Annotated in this window: 17 protein-coding genes; 9 read left to right on the forward strand and 8 right to left on the reverse strand. The window is 56.1% G+C overall.

What is annotated here, in order from left to right; genetic code table 11:
* Positions 1-46: 46 nt before the first annotated feature.
* Entirely contained in the window at positions 47-964 is a 918-nt protein-coding gene (locus EV681_RS01495; RefSeq protein WP_130303160.1) for a LysR family transcriptional regulator, read from the reverse strand.
* A 144-nt stretch (positions 965-1,108) separates the two neighbouring features.
* Here EV681_RS01495 and EV681_RS01500 point away from each other — a divergent pair, with 144 nt between their 5' ends.
* Positions 1,109-1,747 carry an NAD(P)-dependent oxidoreductase gene (locus tag EV681_RS01500; protein WP_128393603.1) on the forward strand — a complete coding sequence of 213 codons (639 nt, stop codon included), beginning with the start codon at positions 1,109-1,111 and terminating at the stop codon, positions 1,745-1,747.
* A 546-nt stretch (positions 1,748-2,293) separates the two neighbouring features.
* Here EV681_RS01500 and EV681_RS01505 read toward each other — a convergent pair.
* The 3 genes from EV681_RS01505 to EV681_RS01515 form a co-directional block, all read right to left on the reverse strand.
* Positions 2,294-2,617 carry an EthD family reductase gene (locus EV681_RS01505; protein WP_128393604.1) on the reverse strand — a complete coding sequence of 108 codons (324 nt, stop codon included), beginning with the start codon at positions 2,615-2,617 and terminating at the stop codon, positions 2,294-2,296.
* A gap of 137 nt (positions 2,618-2,754) precedes the next feature.
* The gene (locus tag EV681_RS01510) at positions 2,755-2,994 is read right to left on the reverse strand and encodes a hypothetical protein (protein WP_014749015.1); all 240 of its coding nucleotides are present in this window, start codon (positions 2,992-2,994) and stop codon (positions 2,755-2,757) included.
* A gap of 237 nt (positions 2,995-3,231) precedes the next feature.
* Positions 3,232-4,455, reverse strand: coding sequence for an MFS transporter (locus EV681_RS01515; protein WP_242612104.1), 1,224 nt, complete (start codon positions 4,453-4,455; stop codon positions 3,232-3,234).
* 44 nt (positions 4,456-4,499) lie between these two features.
* Here EV681_RS01515 and EV681_RS01520 point away from each other — a divergent pair, with 44 nt between their 5' ends.
* Complete coding sequence (locus EV681_RS01520; RefSeq protein ID WP_321196385.1) at positions 4,500-5,336, forward strand: AraC family transcriptional regulator; 837 nt, start codon at positions 4,500-4,502, stop codon at positions 5,334-5,336.
* A gap of 149 nt (positions 5,337-5,485) precedes the next feature.
* Here EV681_RS01520 and EV681_RS01525 read toward each other — a convergent pair whose 3' ends face one another.
* Entirely contained in the window at positions 5,486-6,130 is a 645-nt protein-coding gene (locus tag EV681_RS01525; RefSeq protein WP_128393606.1) for a TetR/AcrR family transcriptional regulator, read from the reverse strand.
* A 237-nt stretch (positions 6,131-6,367) separates the two neighbouring features.
* Between EV681_RS01525 and hglS the strand changes: the two genes are divergently transcribed.
* The 5 genes from hglS to EV681_RS01550 all read left to right on the forward strand — a co-directional run bounded on the left by hglS (position 6,368) and on the right by EV681_RS01550 (position 11,966).
* The gene (gene hglS / locus EV681_RS01530) at positions 6,368-7,744 is read left to right on the forward strand and encodes a 2-oxoadipate dioxygenase/decarboxylase HglS (RefSeq protein WP_128393607.1); all 1,377 of its coding nucleotides are present in this window, start codon (positions 6,368-6,370) and stop codon (positions 7,742-7,744) included.
* 516 nt (positions 7,745-8,260) lie between these two features.
* A complete protein-coding gene (locus EV681_RS01535) occupies positions 8,261-9,196 on the forward strand; it encodes a siderophore ABC transporter substrate-binding protein (protein ID WP_130303986.1) in 936 nt (311 codons plus the stop codon).
* A gap of 64 nt (positions 9,197-9,260) precedes the next feature.
* Positions 9,261-10,262, forward strand: a complete 1,002-nt coding sequence (locus EV681_RS01540) for an ABC transporter permease (protein ID WP_207226988.1) — start codon at positions 9,261-9,263, stop codon at positions 10,260-10,262.
* The gene (locus tag EV681_RS01545; RefSeq protein WP_130303161.1) at positions 10,255-11,211 is read left to right on the forward strand and encodes an iron chelate uptake ABC transporter family permease subunit; all 957 of its coding nucleotides are present in this window, start codon (positions 10,255-10,257) and stop codon (positions 11,209-11,211) included. The genes EV681_RS01540 and EV681_RS01545 overlap by 8 nt, the downstream gene beginning before the upstream one ends.
* Positions 11,208-11,966, forward strand: coding sequence for an iron ABC transporter ATP-binding protein (locus tag EV681_RS01550; RefSeq protein ID WP_128393610.1), 759 nt, complete (start codon positions 11,208-11,210; stop codon positions 11,964-11,966). The genes EV681_RS01545 and EV681_RS01550 overlap by 4 nt, the downstream gene beginning before the upstream one ends.
* 118 nt (positions 11,967-12,084) lie before the next feature.
* On the opposite strand, the gene ybiO is transcribed toward EV681_RS01550, so the two are convergent.
* From ybiO to EV681_RS01565, 3 genes are all read right to left on the reverse strand, one after another.
* Positions 12,085-14,466: a mechanosensitive channel protein gene (ybiO, locus tag EV681_RS01555; protein WP_130303987.1), complete on the reverse strand. Its 2,382-nt coding sequence runs from the start codon at positions 14,464-14,466 to the stop codon at positions 12,085-12,087.
* A gap of 377 nt (positions 14,467-14,843) precedes the next feature.
* Entirely contained in the window at positions 14,844-15,578 is a 735-nt protein-coding gene (locus tag EV681_RS01560) for an SDR family oxidoreductase (protein WP_128393611.1), read from the reverse strand.
* A 168-nt stretch (positions 15,579-15,746) separates the two neighbouring features.
* The gene (locus EV681_RS01565) at positions 15,747-16,817 is read right to left on the reverse strand and encodes a mandelate racemase/muconate lactonizing enzyme family protein (RefSeq protein ID WP_130303162.1); all 1,071 of its coding nucleotides are present in this window, start codon (positions 16,815-16,817) and stop codon (positions 15,747-15,749) included.
* A 280-nt stretch (positions 16,818-17,097) separates the two neighbouring features.
* Between EV681_RS01565 and EV681_RS01570 the strand changes: the two genes are divergently transcribed.
* A complete protein-coding gene (locus tag EV681_RS01570) occupies positions 17,098-18,060 on the forward strand; it encodes a Bug family tripartite tricarboxylate transporter substrate binding protein (protein WP_128393613.1) in 963 nt (320 codons plus the stop codon).
* Between the two features lie 66 nt (positions 18,061-18,126).
* Positions 18,127-19,074 carry a LysR family transcriptional regulator gene (locus tag EV681_RS01575; protein ID WP_128393614.1) on the forward strand — a complete coding sequence of 316 codons (948 nt, stop codon included), beginning with the start codon at positions 18,127-18,129 and terminating at the stop codon, positions 19,072-19,074.
* Positions 19,075-19,155 lie beyond the last annotated feature (81 nt).

The following is a 19,155-nucleotide window of genomic DNA, read 5'->3' on the forward strand; positions in this document are numbered from 1 at the left end:
CCAACCGGGCACCGTTATGAAAAAATTCAATACCTGTTCACATTGCTCACTTTATGGTTTCCAGATCGTTCAGATAGCCGCGATAGAAGTCAATAAACCGCTGCACGCGATAAGAGATCCGACGGCCTGGCGGGTAGACCGCGTAGATGCCGACCTGCGGTAACGTCCACTGCTGCAGTACAGGTTCAAGCCTGCCTGCTGCGATGTCTCCGGTTACGCTGTGCTCGTCCAATATCGAGATGCCGTAACCTTCGCGCAGCATGGCACGCAGTGCGCCGGGGGAGTCGACGCGGATGCGTGACCTGACGTGTATGGTCGTGCTCGCGTTATTGGTATGCTCGAAGGTCCAGGTGAGCGGGGCAGGCAGCAAGGACAGGCAAATCCAGGGATGGTCTGCGAGATCGGCGGGTGTCAGGATGGGTTTTGCGTCGCGTAAATAGGCAGGGGAACCAACGACGAATTGACGCATGCCCCCCAGCTTGATGGCGCGCATGGACGAGTCACGCAACCAGCCCACCCGAATTGAGGCGTCAATGCCTTCGCTGACCAGGTCCTGGACACGATCGCTTGAGCGCAGGTCAATGTGCAGATCAGGATGGCGCCGGGCGAAAATCGCCACTGCACTGGCTAGCGACAGAATGGAGTGATCTACCGTCGAGCTCAGTCGCAAGGTACCGGACAGCGTTGTTCTATCTTCCTCCAATTGATCCAGCGTTTCCTGCAGCTGGCCCAGCATGGGTTCGCATTGCTCGAACAGTCGCCTGCCGGCATCGGTCAGGTTGACCTGGCGCGTGGTTCGCGTGAACAGTGGGGTGCCCAGATGCTTTTCAAGGCGGCTTATTTGAATGCTGACTTTGGCTTTGGTCATGCCCAACTGCATTGCTGCCGCCGTGAACCCGCGCAAACGGGCCACCATGCAGAAAATAGCGAGGGCGTTCAAATCAATGCCGGCAGCAGTGTTCATGATAACCATTGTTAATGATATAGAAACAATGAATTATAGTTTTACCTGTTTATCGAATCAATGAATTCTGTAATGATGTGTTTTCTGGCCGTTCGGATACGCAAGGTTTCCAGGCATTGGTCAAATTACATTCAGGAGTTCAATATGAAAATCGCACTCATCGGTGCTACGGGTTTTATCGGCAGCGCCTTGCTGACAGAGGCGCTGGCTCGTGGGCATCAGATAACTGCCCTGGTGGCCCATCCCGAAAAATTACAAGCGCAGGATAATCTGGCGATTGAGCAGACCGATGTGCTGGATGGCGCAAAACTGGCGGCGCAGCTCCAAGGGCATGATGCAGTGATCAGTGCATTCAGTGGGCATGCCCAGCAGGACGTCTACGGGTACTACATGAAAGGTGTGGATTCGATTATTGCCGCAACAAAACAAGCAGCAATCAAGCGCCTGCTTATTGTCGGCGGGGCAGGCAGTCTGTACGCCCAGCCAGGCGTGCTGGTCATCGATACGCCCGATTTCCCGCAACAGTGGAAAGCCACGGCGCAGGGCGCCAGGGATGTCCTGGAACAACTGCGTAATGAAAGCGATCTGGACTGGAGCATGCTGAGCCCGTCGGCAATCATTGAACCAGGCGAGCGTACCGGCACATTCAGGCAGGCCGGCGATGAGCTGATCGTGGATGCCGGCGGTCAGAGCCGTATCTCTACCCAGGATTTTGCGCTGGCCATGATCGATGAGCTGGAAACGCCCCGACACGTACGGGCGCGTTTCACGGTCGGTTATTGATACGGCTTTTGATGCAACAGCAGTGGCCCTGGCAAAGCGGCTGTTGACGGTTGCCGCCGCGGGCGTGCCTGTCGTGCACTATCGCGCCGAAAAGGCCAAAAGATGGCGGCCCCAATGGAAGGTTACCCGTGCCCGGGAATATCATTGTGCCGCCTGTCAGGGTTTGATTTAACGTGCCACTCGCTGACTTACACACTGTTCTTCCCAGTTCCGTTAACTGATATCGCTGGGCGGTGCGATCGGGACCGGGGCAAACGTGATCTGCAGCGCCGTTGGTGCCAGGTTCATGCTGCGTCGATCGTTGATCGGCGTACGCATGAAAGTCGCCCTCGGGTACAGATCAGGTCTATCATAAGGGGCACCCTCACTGTCGTGCATGAACAGAAGATTACCATTCGATCACCTTTCGTTCATGACCGTCTGGCGTGCCTTTATTGCTGGGAGATATCACAAGCTCGATGGCGGCTATCGACGGTCTGATGTACCGGCGTCGGAACCAGCCGCTGATCGCGCTTGAAACTTCAGAAAACGTGTGTGGCAACGCCGCTAGTTGCGAGTATCGGTGACCACTTCACTGAGCTGCAGTATCGGGCTCAGATCTGTGTAGTTTGGAATGTCGCCCAGAATCTCATCGGCGTGGGGGCCGAACCCAGCCTGAAAGTCTTCGGCGCTGTCACAGAAAATATGGCACATGCCGATATAGGTAGGAGGCGCGTCGGGCGTGGCACCGGCGATACCCCGGTCTATGGTGTAATATCGGCAACGCTCGCCCATGCGCTCCTTGAGCAGAGGCAAATGCTTGTCACGATAGTAATCGTGGTCAAAGCGCGCGCCTGGGGTATTGGGGTACATCACACTGACTTTAATCATTACAGCGTCTCCTTTGTCGATGGAATAATTATTTTGTGTATCTTAGCGCATTACGCCAGGTTGGCTGGCAAGCAATTGTATATGCCCAGCCGATTTTGTTATTTGAGGCCAATCAAGATAACAGCCCATGTCGTGGGTTAATGCAAGCCAACAAACTGTTGGGCCGCCTGTTGCGTGAGCTTGTGCAGCAGGCGTTCTGCCTGCTGTTCGGTGGCGCCTTCATGCCGCAGGTTCCTGATAAACACAGACAGTGAGGCATCAACCAGTTTGAGTCGTTCATGAGGGTCGGGCGCAAACTCCAGCCCAGACAGATGCTGAACGTTGCCATTATCAAGACGCCGCCATCCGTTGGCTGCAAATTTGGGCAGAGTACTCATGAGCGGCTTCCTTGTCGTAGGTTGAGGCGGCCTCGGTGAGGGCGCATAACGTATTTTGCCCATTGTACCCAAGTTCATGTGTCGCGATCGCTGGCAGTGCCCATGCCAGCAACGCAAATTATCCGACAACAATAGGGCAGTTCAATGTCGTTACGGGGCGGCACATGATCCCTGATCAGCGGCTGGAGCGGAGCGGGTGGTCATACCGACCAGGCCGAGTGCGGCGCGTTCATAAGATTATGGCCTGAGTGCCAGAGTACGCTTTTCTGTATCTGGCAACAGTGCGGCCACAATACCCAGCAGCGGCAGATAGGCGCAAACGCTATACACATAGGAGATGCTGGTGGTATCTGCCAGATGTCCCAGCGCAGCAGCACCCACGCCGCCCATGCCAAACGCGAAGCCGAAGAACAGACCGGCAATCATGCCGGTTTTACCGGGCACCAGTTCCTGGGCATAGACCACAATGGCGGAAAACGCCGATGCCAGGATCAGACCGATAATGACAATGAGGATGCCGGTCCAGAACAGATTGGCGTACGGCAGCAACAGGGTAAAGGGGGCGACACCCAGAATGGACGCCCAGATGACCCGCTTGCGGCCGATGCGATCGCCGATCGGCCCGCCTACGATGGTGCCAACGGCGACGGCAGCAAGAAAAACGAATAAATAAAGCTGGGAGGTGCGTATGGACAGGGCGAATTTTTCCATCAAATAAAACGTCAGATAGCTGCTCATGGAAGCCATGTAGAAGTATTTCGAGAAAATCAGCACGCCCAGCACAGCCAGCGCCGCGATGATTTTATTGCGCGGCAGTTCAATCGCATTGGCCGAGCGTTTGCTGCGCAGGACAAGCAGGCCCCGGTTGCGCTCATACCAGCGTCCGATCTGCAGCAGCACCACCATGGCCAACAGCGCAGCCAGTGAAAACCAGGCAACGCTACCCTGACCATGAGGCAGGATGATCAGCGCAGCAAACAGAGGCCCCAGTGCAGAGCCGACATTGCCGCCAACCTGGAACAGCGATTGCGCCAGGCCATGTTGCCCGCCCGAGGCCATACGGGCAATGCGGGACGATTCCGGATGAAATACCGACGAACCGGTGCCCACCAGAACGGCGGCCAGCAGCAGAAACGGAAAGGAAGGCGCGACCGAAAGCAGGAGCAAGCCCAGCAGCGTTGAGCCCATGCCGATGGTCAGCGAATAGGGCTGCGGGTGCTTGTCGGTGTAATGGCCGATAAGGGGTTGCAACAGCGAGGCGGTAATCTGATAGACCAGCGTGATCAGGCCGATTTGCGCAAAACTCAGGCTGAAGTCATCCTTGAGCATCGGGTAAATGGCCAGCAGAATGGACTGGATCATGTCATTCATCATATGGGCGACACTGATCGCGCCAAGCACCTTGAAGGCGGTGCTGTTTTCTGGCTGGGAGGGGCGTATTGCGGTGGATTCTATCGACATTGCATTCAACATATATATGACATTCGCAATTGATAAGTGTAGCCGTGCTAGAATTATTGCAAGTGCCAATTTTCGTCGAGAAAGTGACAGTGATGCATCCGCTTCCCAGAAGCATCAACGCAGAAGATTACCAGAACATCGCCCCTGCCGTGGCCGCCATGTCCAAGGAATTTGCGGCCGGTACGGGATCGGCGACGCATTCGCATCGGCGCGCGCAACTGCTTTTTGCATCGCGCGGCGTGATCCGTGTAAGCACCGACAAGGGGTATTGGCTACTGCCGCCGCTGCGCGCCTTATGGGTGCCGCCCAATGTTCCACACAGCACGATAGCGGTTTCCCACGTGGATATGCGCACGCTGTATATTGATGCAGGCGCCGCCAGATCGTTGTGGGCCGGTTGCCAGGTGATTGAAGTGAGCAACCTGCTGCGCGAGCTGATCCTGAGCCTGACTGCCGAGCCTGTTGTCTATTCGCAAAATGAACGGGGTGGCCAGATAGCAGCGCTGATTCTTTCGGAACTGCCCTCAGCCGAAACGGTGGCCACCCAGATCCCGTGGCCGCGGGACCGTCGCCTTATATCCATCTGCACCACCATCATGGATCAGCCCGGACTGAACCGCCCGCTGGGGGCGTGGGCCGATGCGGTGGGTGCCAGTGAGCGCACGCTGATCCGGCTGTTTCAGTCAGAGCTGGGAATGCATTATCGTCAGTGGCTGCAGCAGGTCAGGCTGGCCGATGCGGTATGCAGACTATCGATGGGCCAGTCTATCGGCACCATTTCACGAGAACTGGGTTACCGCAGCCCCAGTGCGTTTAGCGCAATGTTCCGCCGTGCGCTGGGCACGCCGCCCAATCTGTATTTGCACCCGGCAAAGATATGATATGCCCCAGTGGCTCTGGCAATCAGGGAAGTGTAGTCTGCCTGATCGCGATACAGGTATGCGCTTTGCCTGTCTGAAATGCCATCATCGTCATTGTGCCCAACCCCCCCAAGTTGGCGCCAGAGCAGGCGTCATATTACATTCGTCAATCAGGATGATGTTGGCTCGCGCTGTGCTTCCAGTTCATCCAGCGACTGCTCGCGCAGTGCCTGCGGGAAAGCGGCGGTCATGGCTTCCAGTGCGTTGAAAATGCGCTCCCAGCCTTCGTCCGTGCGTATGGGGATGCCCAGGAACTGACTTTCAGTCTTGGCGCGCAACATTAAATAAAGGACGCCGGCAAGCATGATGCTCACGGTCGCGGGCATATCGATTTCCGGAGTCAGGCCATCGACCCGGTCAATGAATGAGCGGGCAGCCTTTTCGCGCCGCTGCGCCAGCTTGGACGTGACCTCATTGAGTTCCACCAGTTCCCAGCGGCGCACTTCACGCAATGTGTCGTTGCTGGCCAGCGCATCAACCTGCGCGCGCAACATGGACAGGACCAGTTGCTGGGGCGTCTGCTGGCTCGATTCGTCGTTGCCCAGCATTCCGCGGTGTCCGGTCCAGAAATCCTGCTCCTGCATCCAGGCCAGCAGCAGACCGTCCAGCCCGTTGAAGTAACGATAAATCAGTTCCTTGCTTACGCCGGCGCGACGGGCAACGGCATTGATACCAATGCCTCCCATCCCGGCTTCGCGGATTTGGGCCTCCAGGGCCTGGAGGATCTGTTGTTCTGTTTGCTGACGTCGGGACATAGGTATCCGCAAGTGTATGAAAACTGCATCAGTGATGCCGATAACCCATTCTACAAGAGAAAAATAGTAACGGCGCGCCGTTTGATTCGGCTATACTAAAAAGTGACTTTATGGTCACATTTTGCTGTTTGCCCGCTGGGTAAATCCGGTAGCCGGAATGTGTCTATTTACAGGCAGGGCCATGGGTGGTCCGCCTGTCTTTATTTTGCCAACTGAACCACAAAGAGTATCCTCGTTATGGAAAACAATCATTTCGTCTCGACCGACGAAATCCGCACCCGGTTTTCAACTGCCATGTCCAATATGTATGGACAGGAAGTGCCGCTTTATCGCGATCTGCTGGAGCTGGTTGCCGACGTTAACGCACAGACGCTGCAGGACAATCCGCAATTGCAAACGCAATTGAATGAGTCCGGCGAAATCCTGCGCCTGAACCTGGAGCGGCATGGCGCCATCCGTCTGGGTACGCCTGCCGAGCTGTCCGGCATTCGGCGTGTTTTCGCGGTGATGGGGCTGCAGCCGGTGGGTTATTATGATTTGTCGGTGGCAGGGGTACCGGTACACGCCACGGCGTTCCGGCCGGTGGATGATGCGTCGCTGGCAGTCAATCCGTTTCGGGTGTTCACTTCCTTGCTGCGTCTGGAATTGATTGACGATGAAGCGCTGCGCACCAAGGCTGCTGCGATTCTGGAGAAACGCTCCATATTCAGCGCGCGCGTTCTGGAACTGGCAGAAAAATTTGAAACCGAAGGCGGCCTGAGCAGCGAACACGCTGATGAGTTCGTTATCCAGGCCACCGATATTTTCCGCTGGCACAACGAAGCGACGGTAAGTGTTGAAACGTATAACCAGTTGCTTGAGGCCCATCGGTTAATTGCAGATGTGGTTTGCTTCAAAGGTCCCCATATCAACCATCTGACTCCCCGCACGCTGGATATTGACGCGGCACAAAAGGAAATGCTCAATCGCAATATTCCTGCCAAGGAATCCATCGAGGGTCCGCCGACCAGGCGCCATCCGATTCTGTTGCGCCAGACCAGCTTCAAGGCGCTGGAAGAGAATGTAACGTTCGATTCCGGTACCGAAAAAGTGGTCGGCGCCCATACTGCGCGCTTCGGTGAAATTGAACAGCGCGGTCTGGCCCTGACGCCAAAGGGACGCGCCTTGTATGATCAGTTGTTATTGCGTGCCCGCGAATCGGGCGAACAGGCTGACGGCAGTTATGCAGAGCGCCTGACGCGGGTGTTCGCTGAGTTTCCGGACGATCTGGCGACGATCCGCAAGAGCGGCCTGGGCTACTTCCGCTACAGCCTGACGCCAAACGGGCGCGCGGCCAATGGCGAGCAGACCACCAATGCGAGCGATATCGACGCCTTGATTGATGCCGGCCTGGTTCACGCTGAGCCGATTATTTACGAGGACTTTCTGCCCGTCAGCGCTGCCGGTATTTTTCAGTCGAATCTGGGCGGCGATGACCAGAAAAGCTATCAGGTCAGTGCAGCTCAGGCCGCATTCGAAGAGGCGCTGGGTGCAAAAGTGAACGACGAGTTTGCCTTGTACGAAGCCGCACAGCAACGCTCGCTTGATCAGCTGGCCCTGCAACTGAAAAAATAAGACGCGCAACCTGGCCACGCTATCGTGGCCGGTTCTGGCGCAGTCGAACAATCGGCCCGTAGCGTAGCGGTGAGTGCCAGTAAGGCCTGGCAGGGCGCTACAGGCCGTTCGAGCGGCGTTGCGTTCACACGCCGGATCGACCCCATTGCCGTTTTGTCTTGTGGCATACCTTGTATGCCGCTTGCGCCCCAAATTCAGGGGACGCGCTGTATGAAAAGCTCAAATAAGAATACATCTTATTAGCAGTTATGCTACAATTTTCTGTTGTCAAATCAATCATTTTGTTACCCTCTCTACACTCTGTCCCGGGCTTTGTGTGCGCGTAAATTGCGTGCTTATTGCATCTTGGGGCATCAGGGTGGCGTCTGACTGTCGTGCGAATTTATAGCTCACGGCAGGCGCCCAGGCACAGGCGGCACAATACCCGGTGTGGCGTTTGGCCTGCGGCAGCTCCATGCCGCAATGTGTTCAGGAGGGTAACCTTTGCAGTTTGAATCAGAAGCGGAGTCATTTTTCATGCATATTTGGAAGTCTCAAGTTCGTCGCGGGTTGCTCGCTGGCATACTGGCGGCCGCCGCCAGCGTCGTGCTGCCCTGGCAGGCCTTTGCCCTGACCGTTGACCATGCAAGCGGGAAAACCACCATCGAAGGCGAGCCAAAGAAAACGGTTGTCTTTGACCTTGCCTCACTGGATACCATGCATGCGCTAGGCGTACAGGCTTCCGCCGTGCCCGAGGCCAAATACATCAATCAACTGGCTGCCTACGCGGAAAAGTCGGTTCCAAAGGTGGGCTCACTGTTTGAGCCCAGCTACGAAGCAGTCAACGCGTTGTCGCCAGACCTGATTATTGTGGGTGGTCGTTCGGCCCCCAAGTATGCGGATCTGAGCAAACTGGCGCCCACCATTGATCTGACCGTCAATGCCAAAGACCTGCTGGCCAGCGTCAAACGCAACACGCTTACGCTGGCCGATATTTTCAATAAGCAGGACAAAGCCAAGGAACAACTGGCCCGGCTGGACCAATCCATTGCCGCGCTCAAACAAAAGGCTGGCAAGGCCGGCTCGGGGCTGATTATTCTTACCACCGGCGGCAAAGTGAGTGCGTATGGTCCAGGTTCCCGCTTCGGTATTCTTCATGATACCTTCGGCATTCCTGCTGCGGCGCCCGAGCTGTCCACGTCAAATCACGGGCAGGCGGTGTCATTTGAGTTTATTTATAAAACCGATCCGCAGTGGCTTTTTGTGATTGACCGGGATGGCGCTATCGGCCGCGAGGGTGTGGCCGCCGGCAAATTGCTGGATAACGAGCTAATCCATAAAACCACCGCATGGAAAAAGAAGCAGATTGTCTATTTGAACGCCATGGATTGGTACTTGCTCGGCAGCGCCGGCTTGACCGCCATGCAGCAGAACGTGGACCAGCTATCCAACGCGCTGGACGGCAAGCAGTAATCATGGGGCGCTCGCAAGTCCGGATCCCGGCGTCCTTGACGATTGACGCCATTGCGGGTCTTTCATGAGCGGTTATCCCGAAGGGCGCAGAAGCAATAAACAGGCCGGGCCGATACTGGTTAGCGCGCTGCTTATGCTTTTGTGCTTTCTGTTTCTGGTCAGTCTGTTTCTGGGCGCGGGTGATATGTCACTGGCCGCGTTATTGCGCTTCGATAGCGAAGCCTGGCAACTGCTGCTGATCAGTCGCCTGCCGCGCGCCCTTGCATTGGTGCTGGCAGGCACCTCATTGGCCGTTGCGGGGTTAATCATGCAAATGCTGGTGCGCAACCGCTTTGTCGAACCCTCCACGGCCGGGACTGTTGAATCGGCCACCATGGGAATTCTGGCTGTCACATTATTGGCGCCGGGCATTTCTGTGCTTGGGAAAATGCTGGTTGCCGCCCTGTTCGCTCTGGCCGGCACCTCGCTGTTTTTGCTGATCCTGCGACGCATTCCATTGCGTTCTGCCTTTCTGGTTCCAGTAGTCGGCCTGGTCCTGGGGGGCGTCATACAGGCGGTTACCACCTTCTTTGCTTACCAGTACGATCTGCTTCAGGCCTTGCATACGTGGACCATGGGCGATTTTTCAGGTGTCCTGCGGGGACGCTACGAACTGCTATGGGTGGCGTTTGCCCTTTCCTGCGCTGCCTATTTCGCGGCAGACCGCTTCACCGTGCTGGGCATGGGCGAGCAATTTACCACCAACCTGGGCCTTAATCACAAACGTCTTATGCTGATTGGCATGGTGCTGGTATCGGCCATCAGTGCCGTGGTCGTGGTCACTGCGGGCAGTGTGCCGTTCCTGGGCCTGCTGGTGCCCAATGTGGTCAGCCTGATCTTTGGCGATAATATGCGGCGCTCGCTGCCGTGGGTGGCCTTTCTTGGGGCGCTGTTTGTCCTAGCCTGCGATATTGTTGGTCGCCTGATCATTTATCCGCATGAAATTCCAATCGGTACGGTGGTGGGGGTGGTCGGCAGCGGGCTGTTCCTCTATTTACTTCTGAACAGGCGGTCTCGTTTTGGCTAAGCTGTCACCCGCCTTTCGACTTTATCTGCTGGCTTTTTTTGCGCTGGCCTCGGTGGCCGCGTTCATGACATGGGGCGCCAACGGGCACTGGGACTTCGTGCTCTCTTTCCGCGCCAGCAAGCTGGCCGCGATGCTGCTGGTGGCCTATGCCGTTGCGGTGTCGTCTGTGCTTTTTCAAACCATCACGCATAATCGTATCCTCACTCCATCGATCATGGGATTTGATGCGCTCTATACCCTGATCCAGGCTGTAGTGATTTTCTGGTTCGGCATGACTGCAGCTGGCCAGTGGGGCATGACGGGCAAGTTCGTGCTGGAAGTGGGTGTCATGACCGTTTTCGCCTGCCTGCTGTTTCAGTGGATTTTCTCCGGCGCCTCGCATAGTCTGCACTTGCTGTTGCTGGTCGGGATTGTGTTCGGACTACTGTTTCGCAGCCTGTCCGGCCTGATGGTCAGAATGATTGATCCCAACGAGTTTCTGTTTCTGCAGGACAAAATGTTTGCCAGCTTCAACGCCATTCGCACCAACCTGCTGCTGGCCTCGGTGGTGATGGTAGGGGGCGTGTCGTTGATCGGCTGGCGGCTGCGCCGGGCCTATGATGTCCTCTCGCTTGGTCGCGAGGTAGCGATCAACCTGGGAATCCATTACCGCAAGACACTTTGGCTCACCCTTGTGCTGATTGCCGTGATGGTGTCGGTGTCAACTGCGCTGGTGGGGCCAGTGACGTTTTTTGGGTTGCTGGTGAGCAATCTCGCATACATGATCATGCAGACTGACAAACATAAATATACGGTGCCGGCTGCCGTACTGCTTGGTGTTGTTGCACTGGTAGGCGGCCAGACCGTGCTGGAGCATGGCCTGGCTCTGAATACCACGGTCAGCGTCGTGATTGAGTTTGCCGGCGGGCTGATGTTTATCGCGCTGATTGTGCGCAAGGGGCAACGATGATAAAGGTCAATGGTGTCAGCAAGGACTACGCAAATCTGCGCGTGGTGGATGACGTTTCAGTTGAAATTCCACGGGGCGGTGTCACTTCCATTGTCGGCCCCAACGGTGCAGGCAAATCCACATTGCTTGGCATGATCAGCCGCCTGTTGCCCATGTCTGCCGGATCGGTTCAGGTTGGCGGGCTGGATATCGCTCGCACCGATACGGCCGAGCTGGCCCGGCATTTGTCCATTTTGCGCCAGGACAATCATCTTCCCTTGCGCCTGACGGTCCAGGATGTGGTGGCGTTTGGCAGGTATCCGCATACGCACGGTCGCCTGACGGTGCAGGACCGCAGTCATGTCGAGCGCGCCATCGCCTATCTGAATCTCAATGGGCTGGAGCAGCGATTCCTGGATGAGCTCTCCGGCGGGCAGCGCCAGCGTGCTTTCATTGCCATGGTCTTGTGCCAGGACACAGAGTATGTCCTGCTGGATGAGCCACTGAACAGCCTGGACATGAAAAATGCAGTTGACATCATGAAGGTGATGCGGCGCGCCGCAGACCAGCTGCATAAGACAGTTGTGATGGTGTTGCACGATATCAACTTTGCGTCCTGTTATTCGGATCTGATTATCGGGATGCGCAACGGCAAGGTTCTGCACCAGGGCCCGCCGCAGACCTTCATCCAGCCGCCAGTGCTCAAGCAATTATATGGACTGGATGTGGTCGTGCACGAATGGCAGAATAATCGGATTTGCGTTCATTACACCTGACATAGCAGCGCACTGAGACAGGCGCTGCATTGGCCAGAGCGCGGTGCGCAGGGGGGGCTGCGGCTGGCCGCCTGCGCGGTTGGCTTAGCTGGTATGGTCAAGCAAGGCCGCGGCCTTGTCAGGATGCCGGGCCAGGACGCAGCGAGTCGTCCGCCTCGCCATTCTCGTTTTCATCAGGCACCCGTTGTTCCAACTCATTGCCCAGTACATCTTCCGAACCACCGCGGCGTGGCGCCAGTTTGCGCGGTGTGTGCCCGGCTGCTGGCGCCTTGCCCTTGGGCATTTGCGCCTGCTCGGCCTTGCGTCCAAGATCCACCCGTGCCGAAGGTGCATTGCCGTCCTTGTCCTGGCCAAAATAAACCACGGTATGCGGGTATGGGAGCTCAATATTGGCGGCATTGAAATGTTTCTTGACCAGGCGGTTATAACCGCGTTGCACTGCCCATTGCATGCCAGGTGTGGTTTTGATCAGCACTCGAATAGTCACGCCGCGTTCATTGATGGCAGTCACGCCTGGAATGGTGATTTCTTCCAGTATTTCGGGCGACAGCACCTCATCCTGCATCAATTCTGCAAATGCAGCGCGCAGGTGTTCGATGGCGTCGTCCACATTTTCCCTATGGGCAATGGTGTACTCGCCCATGTGATAGGAAAAATCACGCATGTGGTTAGCAACGACGTCAACTGATGAGAATGGAATCAGGTGATAGCCGCCGTCCATGGTGCGAATGCCCACCGAGCGGATGGTCATTTTTTCCACGGTGCCAAAAACCCCGCCCGCTTCCACGACATCATTCACATTCATGCCGTTTTCAAGCTGGATGAAGATGCCCGTGATAATGTCCTGCACCAGTTTTTGTGCGCCAAAACCAATGGCCAGACCTACTACACCGGCGCCGGCAATGAGCGGGCCGATATTGATGCCGATCTGTGATAGCAGGATCAGGATCGTCATGGTGATGATCACGATCAGTGCAGCATTGCGAAACAGTGACAGCAGCGTTTTTTCTCGAGCACTGGGCGCCCGGTTGCCCGTGCCGCTCAGGCGACTCTCGATGATGCTTGCAATAATGGTCCATGCCAGGGCGGCGAACAGCAGGATGATGGCCACATGCACAACTGCGCTGATGGTTGCGCGGCCCGATTCGGACATGACCCAGGCAGACAGATCGAATGCATGCCATGCATCCAGCACAAACAGCACCACGATGACAAGCGTAATCAAACGCAGGCCTTTGAGCGTTGCCGGAACATATGAATTGACGCGCGCTTCCAGCAATGGCAACCGGCCCCGGATCTCATCGGATAACCGGATCGGGTGACTCAGAATGGCTGTCAGAATGGCTGAGACCAGCAGACCAAGGGCAATGGCCACCAGGCTTTGCACCGTGGCGCGTGCCATAAATGGCAGTGCATCGACCGGATCCACCTGGCTGACCACGAGCAGAACGGTGAAATAGATAATGGCCAGAATATGCCAGACACGGGCGAGCAGGCGCAGCATGGTTGCAAAAAATGCAGTGGAAGTTTGGTTGGCGCGTTCTACGATTCGCTCACGTATCAGGGCCCGGTTATTCCAGACCACCCGCAAGGCATATATATACATGCCAAGCATGATGAGCAGGCCGACCAGATTGCCCAATGCTGCGGTAAACAGGGCTGTAACGACCGGTACGACAACCAGCATGCCGTAGCCGGTGATGCCAACCAGGCTGCACAGCCAGCCGTTCCAGTACATGGCAACTTCATCACGCATTGTGAACAGTCGCAGTTGCGGAAAGCGCGTTGCAAATACCGTGCGCACCAGCGCCCTGGCAATTTCAACGGCGACAAAGGCATTAACAAATAGCGATTCGAATGTGCCCACTGTTGCGTCGGGCCCCGCGACTGCCAGCGCAACGCTATATCCGACAACACCGGCCAGGGCAATGGCAGCAATGTCAACAATGAGTGCGCCAATGACAGCCGCTATTTTTTTCAATGTGGCTGGCTGGGCCAGGCGCCGCCGCCCGAGGGCGGGAGCCGGCTGTCCGGCCCAGCGATTGATTATGGAGAAAATACGAGCGGCCAGCAAGCGTAACAGAATAAAGGCGACGACCGTGGCTGCGATAACCAGTGCAAAATTGGCCAGCGCCGATTTCCAGTCGGCCATGCCGGCGGCGCCCGTACTTTCACCGCGCGCCATGGCGCCGATTGCAGCCGCTGCATCGCCCATATCGTTCAGTAGCTTGGTCAGAAAAAATTGCGTGCTGTCGGCGACCCGGCGAGGCAAGGAGTCGTCAAGGCTGCCCTGTGCCGAAGCGTGCGGCGCTTCGCCGGACTGCGCTTGTTGTGCAGTGGGCGCCTGCGCGCGCAGTTGCTCTATGAGTTGCTTGCGCGTCTTTTCGTTTTCCAGCAAATCGGCCAGTTGCGCGGCAGAGGCAGGCGCGATGACAGGTTCAGAAGAGGGGGGAGTCTGGGCGCCTGCCGTATTCAGATAAAGCAGTGCAGCGAGCAGCAGAAAAAATGGGAGAAATAACCGGAGGATAAGGGTAGGTACAAGGGCGGACAACGATCTGGCTGCCTGCTCGCCCGTTAGTCTGGATATCTGCGACCCTGTCGCGAACCGTTCAAGCACTGCGCTACCTCCTTGTCCAATAGGGTTACTCAGAGGCCGGCAGCCATGACATTCTTATTACAGCTGCAATATGATGTGTGCTATTTACCGATATAACACTACTGACATAACACCTGATTTAACACGCTTGACAGGCATAGCTCGCAGGTATGCGGCACGCTGGCTCTGGGGATACTATACGGTAACACGATTGCTATAGTGAATGAAAGCCGCAGGCCGGCTTTCCGGGCGATCACTTGCCGGTCAGGGCTTGCGCAGGCCTAGCGTCCGCCGGCCAGATCAATAAATGAGCCGGTCACGTATGACGCATCATCAGACAATAGCCAGGCTATGGCCGATGCGACCTCTTCTGGCTGGCCGCCGCGCAGCATGGGGATCTGGCTGCTGATGCGATCAACCCGGCCGGGCTCGCCGCCATCTGCGTGGATATCTGTATAGATAAATCCCGGCCGCACACAATTGACCCGGATTCCCTGCGGGGCCAGCTCCAGCGACAGGCCGCGGGTGAATGTGTCAACTGCGCCCTTGGATGCAGCGTAATCCACATATTCGCCGGCAGATCCGGTGCGGGAAGCCGCCGAGGAAACATTAACGATGGCGCCTCCAGGTTGCATGCGTTTTATCGCTTCCCTGCTGCACAGAAAATAACTGGTTACATTGGTGGAGAGCGTTTTGTTGATGCGCTCTGCATCCATTTCGGTCACTTTCATCTGCTTGAACAGCACGCCTACATTATTGACCAGATGGGTGACCGGGCCCAGCAGCTCGTCCATTTCAGCAAAGAGCCGCAACACTTGTTCTTCTTCGGAGACATCGGCGGCAATGGCAATACACGGGACTGAAAATTGCTCCTTGATCTGGGCAACCAGGGTCTGGGCGGCCGGTTCATTTCGATGATAATTAATGCAAATGCCATATCCTCTGGCGGCCAGGTATTTGGCGGTTGCCGCGCCAATGCCGCGACCTCCGCCGGTAATCAACGCAGTTTTATCCATCCTGTTCTCCTGTTTTGCATCATGTCACGATGCCAGATAATACAGCGAGGCTTGTGCAGGAGTAAAGCAGGCCAATCGCTCTTACCGGCTAAGTGGCAGGATGTTTGCAATGAAACTGAGGACAGATGTATTGAACGCCTGCGGCTGCTCCCAGTGGATGTGTTCGATTTATTTTTGCAAATAGGAAATACCGCCGCCCGGCAGGTCAGGAACGGCAATGTGACCGTTTTCGACGGGCAGGCTTTCGAAGGGATCGTCCTCCAGGTGCTGATGTTCGGACAGTTCACATGCATAGGGCAGTTGTTTGACGACACTGGCAGCCTGAACGGCCATCGCCTGAAGCAGACCAGGGCCGAATGCAGCGCCAACCCGGCAGATCACATTACCTGCTTCGCAAATATGGACCGCCTGCATAAACCGTCGTATACCACCGAGCTTGGTTATTTTCAGGTTGATCACATCAGCCTGCCGGTTCGCCACCAGTCTGAACACATCGCTGACGGTCTGCGCGCTCTCATCGGCCTCTATGGCCGCAGGCAAGGTCCGGGTCAATAACGCCAGACCTTCGGTGTCCGATGCGGGCACGGGCTGCTCGATCAGTGCGATATCGTAACGCTCCATTTTCGAAAAGGCATGCAACATCTGCTTGCAACTGTAGGACTGATTCGGATCCAGCGTCAATACGGTACTCGCACCGGCCGCGCTGCGCACTGCGGCGATCCGATCAATGTCCAGCGTGGTGTCTCCCGAGAGCTTGAGTTTGAGTTGACGGTAGCCCGCCGTGACCAGCAATTCTGCCCTGTGGGCCATTTCTGATGGCGATTTGATGGCCAGAATGCGCGATTGAGCAATTGCGTCGTGCATACGTCCACCCAGTAGGGTGGCAACACTGAGCCCCTTGCGTTTGCCCAGCAGATCGTGCAGAGCCATGTCTACAGCAGCTTTTACGCTGCAGTTGAACGCAAGTAGCAGATCCAGCTCCTCCATGACAGACGCAATGCTGTCGATCCGCCGCTGCTGCAGTACAGGTCTGATCCAATCCAGAGCGCTGCGCGCGCCGGCGCCGTGAGTGGTAATTGCCGGTATGGCGTGCACGTATCCCAGGCCAGTCACACCCGCATCGTCGGTCAATTCAAGGATATGCCCCTCCAATTGGGGCACCAGAGCACGCGCAAATTTCCAGCTGGGGTCTTTCAGGCGCTGAGTACATTCTTTGATGTTGACGTTAGCGATTTCCAATGCAATGTTCCTGTGTAGGTGCGCGGCTCAGGCGATAGAACATGCCAAATCAGGCCGCAGCGATGGTTGTTAGGTGCCAGAATTCCCAGCTTGTTGGCATGATACGGTTGCCGCGGGTTGCCAGCTACCTCAAAATCTGCAATTCAGAATTGCAGTTGCTGCGCTGGCCGGCAGAGATACAGACGTCATACAGTAAGGGTTATCGTGGCCGCGCTTGCAGACAGCAAATGCGCTGCCTGGTCGGAAAAATACAATAAAACCATGTGGAGATAACGTTTTTATGCGCAAGCTATTGCTGATGTTCACCTTGTTGTGCCCCTGTGTGGTTGCGCCGGTTGCGAATGCCGCTTCCTGGCCTATTAAGCCACTGCGCCTGATTGTGCCGTATAGCGCCGGTGGACCTACCGATGGCGTTGCCCGACTTATTGCCCAGCACCTGGAAGAACAGCTGGGGCAAACGGTGGTGGTGCAAAACCGACCAGGAGCAGGAGGTGCAATTGGTGTGGGGGAAGTACTGCGGGCCACACCTGACGGCTACACGTTGGCGCTTGTCGCGCCTGGCCCTGTTGCCGGGCTACCTGCACTACAGACACTGCCGTATCAACTATCGGACATCCAATATATCGCCGGGGTAGTCAAGTACCCTCCTGTGATTTCGGTGAGTGTCAAATCCGGTATATCAACGTTACAGGAACTGGTGGATACAGCGAAAAAGTCACCAGGTAAGCTCAACTATAGCTCGGCGGGTAATGGTACGACACCACATATTGGTGCCGAGTTATTTGCCCAGGAAGCGGGCATAAAAACGCTGCATATTCCCTATAAAGGGGCTGCGCCTGCTACCACCGCATTGGTGGCCGGCGAAGTGCAATATGAATTGTCAGATCTGGCCCCGGTATTGCAATATCACCGTGCGGGCAAACTAAAGGTGGTAGCTGTTGTCGGTAACGAGCGCTTGCCCCAATTGCCGGATGTGCCGACAACGGTGGAGTCTGGATTGCCCGGGGTCATTATGGAAACGCTGTACGGTCTGATTGGACCGTCTGGCATGGACCGGGCGGTGATTGATCGTCTGGAACAGGCGGTGACCGCTGTGAATGCCAATGAAGATGTCAAAAAATTTCTGCATGAACAAGGTGGTGCGCCGGCTAATTTGAATGACCAGCAGTATCGCGAGGCGATGATGGCAGAGTTCAGCAAGTGGAAACACATCGCCGAAAAAGGAAATATCAAGCTCAATTGAATGGTAAGCTGCAGACGCAATTGTCAATACTGGCAGGCTAAGAGGCTGCCTTGGGAATAGAACGTCATGCAGCCAGAGAGTGCCGCCACCGATTTTCAAATTAGCTTATCGTCGGATTTGAACCGATGGCGGTTCTTTGTAGTGATTGCTCAACTGGGCAGCCTGACGCGTGCCGCGACCTTTCTGGATAGCAATCAATCTTTACTAAGCCGCCAGCTGAATGCGCTAGAGCGTGAGTGCGGTGTCCGGCTTTTTAACCGGACGGGACGGGGCGTAGCACTTACCGAGACGGGGCGCTTGATCTTCGATCGGGTCGTGGCGCTGCTCAAAGACGCAGAGCAGCTGGATCAACGGTTACAGGACTATGTCAAAGCGCCTATCGGCAAGGTCACGTTTGCCTGCTTTACGTCAATAGGGTCGACCCTTGCTGCCCGGCTATATGATGATCTTCGCAAGGATGCGCCGGGTGTCAGCTTGTCTTATATGGAAGGCAATGTGGGGCAGATCGAAGCCTGGCTTGCCGATGGACGTGCAGATATCGGCATCGTGTATCGATATGGAGATACGCTCCCTGAACATGAGTTTGAGCTGGCGACGGTAGACAGTTATCTGGTGGGCAGCACTGCCGATCGGTGGACGTCCCGTGCTGAAGTCCAATTCAGCGAACTGGCGAATTTGTCGTTTGTATTGCCAGGAACGCCGAATGAGCTGCGCAGTACGTTGGAGTCGCTGGCGCGTGATATGGGGTTTTCTATTTTGGTCTCTATGGAGACAAACTCATTGCCCCTGATGAAACTGATGGTCGCGCAAAAGGGACTGCATACAACACTGCCCATCCACTCTGTCCTGGATGATGTCGCCGGCGGCCGTCTCCAGGCCTCACGTATTGTGAACCCACCGGTAAAACGGTTGATTTCAATGGCCATTTCAAAAAGCAAGGGTCCTTCCAGAACGGTCTCGCTGGTATCGACAAGACTGTTTGATCTGGCACGCGCGATATTGGTTGATAGCTAAGGGGGCGAAGCAAATTATTGCAGTGCACCCACCCGAATGATATCTGGTGGGATACACTGCATCCGGGTGGCGCCCGCGTTT

The organism is Advenella incenata, assembly GCF_004217095.1.
GTDB lineage: Bacteria > Pseudomonadota > Gammaproteobacteria > Burkholderiales > Burkholderiaceae_B > Advenella > Advenella incenata.

Excerpts from the sequence above, each read along its gene's own strand:
- EV681_RS01500 (WP_128393603.1), top strand. The coding sequence starts at position 1,109 with ATGAAAATCGCACTCATCGGTGCTACGGGTTTTATCGGCAGCGCCTTG.
- EV681_RS01525 (WP_128393606.1), bottom strand. The coding sequence starts at position 6,130 with ATGTCCCGACGTCAGCAAACAGAACAACAGATCCTCCAGGCCCTGGAG.
- EV681_RS01540 (WP_207226988.1), top strand. The coding sequence starts at position 9,261 with ATGAGCGGTTATCCCGAAGGGCGCAGAAGCAATAAACAGGCCGGGCCG.
- EV681_RS01560 (WP_128393611.1), bottom strand. The coding sequence starts at position 15,578 with ATGGATAAAACTGCGTTGATTACCGGCGGAGGTCGCGGCATTGGCGCG.
- EV681_RS01515 (WP_242612104.1), bottom strand. The coding sequence starts at position 4,455 with ATGTCGATAGAATCCACCGCAATACGCCCCTCCCAGCCAGAAAACAGC.
- EV681_RS01535 (WP_130303986.1), top strand. The coding sequence starts at position 8,261 with ATGCATATTTGGAAGTCTCAAGTTCGTCGCGGGTTGCTCGCTGGCATA.
- EV681_RS01510 (WP_014749015.1), bottom strand. The coding sequence starts at position 2,994 with ATGAGTACTCTGCCCAAATTTGCAGCCAACGGATGGCGGCGTCTTGAT.
- EV681_RS01550 (WP_128393610.1), top strand. The coding sequence starts at position 11,208 with ATGATAAAGGTCAATGGTGTCAGCAAGGACTACGCAAATCTGCGCGTG.
- EV681_RS01495 (WP_130303160.1), bottom strand. The coding sequence starts at position 964 with ATGAACACTGCTGCCGGCATTGATTTGAACGCCCTCGCTATTTTCTGC.
- EV681_RS01570 (WP_128393613.1), top strand. The coding sequence starts at position 17,098 with ATGCGCAAGCTATTGCTGATGTTCACCTTGTTGTGCCCCTGTGTGGTT.
- EV681_RS01575 (WP_128393614.1), top strand. The coding sequence starts at position 18,127 with ATGCAGCCAGAGAGTGCCGCCACCGATTTTCAAATTAGCTTATCGTCG.
- EV681_RS01505 (WP_128393604.1), bottom strand. The coding sequence starts at position 2,617 with ATGATTAAAGTCAGTGTGATGTACCCCAATACCCCAGGCGCGCGCTTT.
- hglS (WP_128393607.1), top strand. The coding sequence starts at position 6,368 with ATGGAAAACAATCATTTCGTCTCGACCGACGAAATCCGCACCCGGTTT.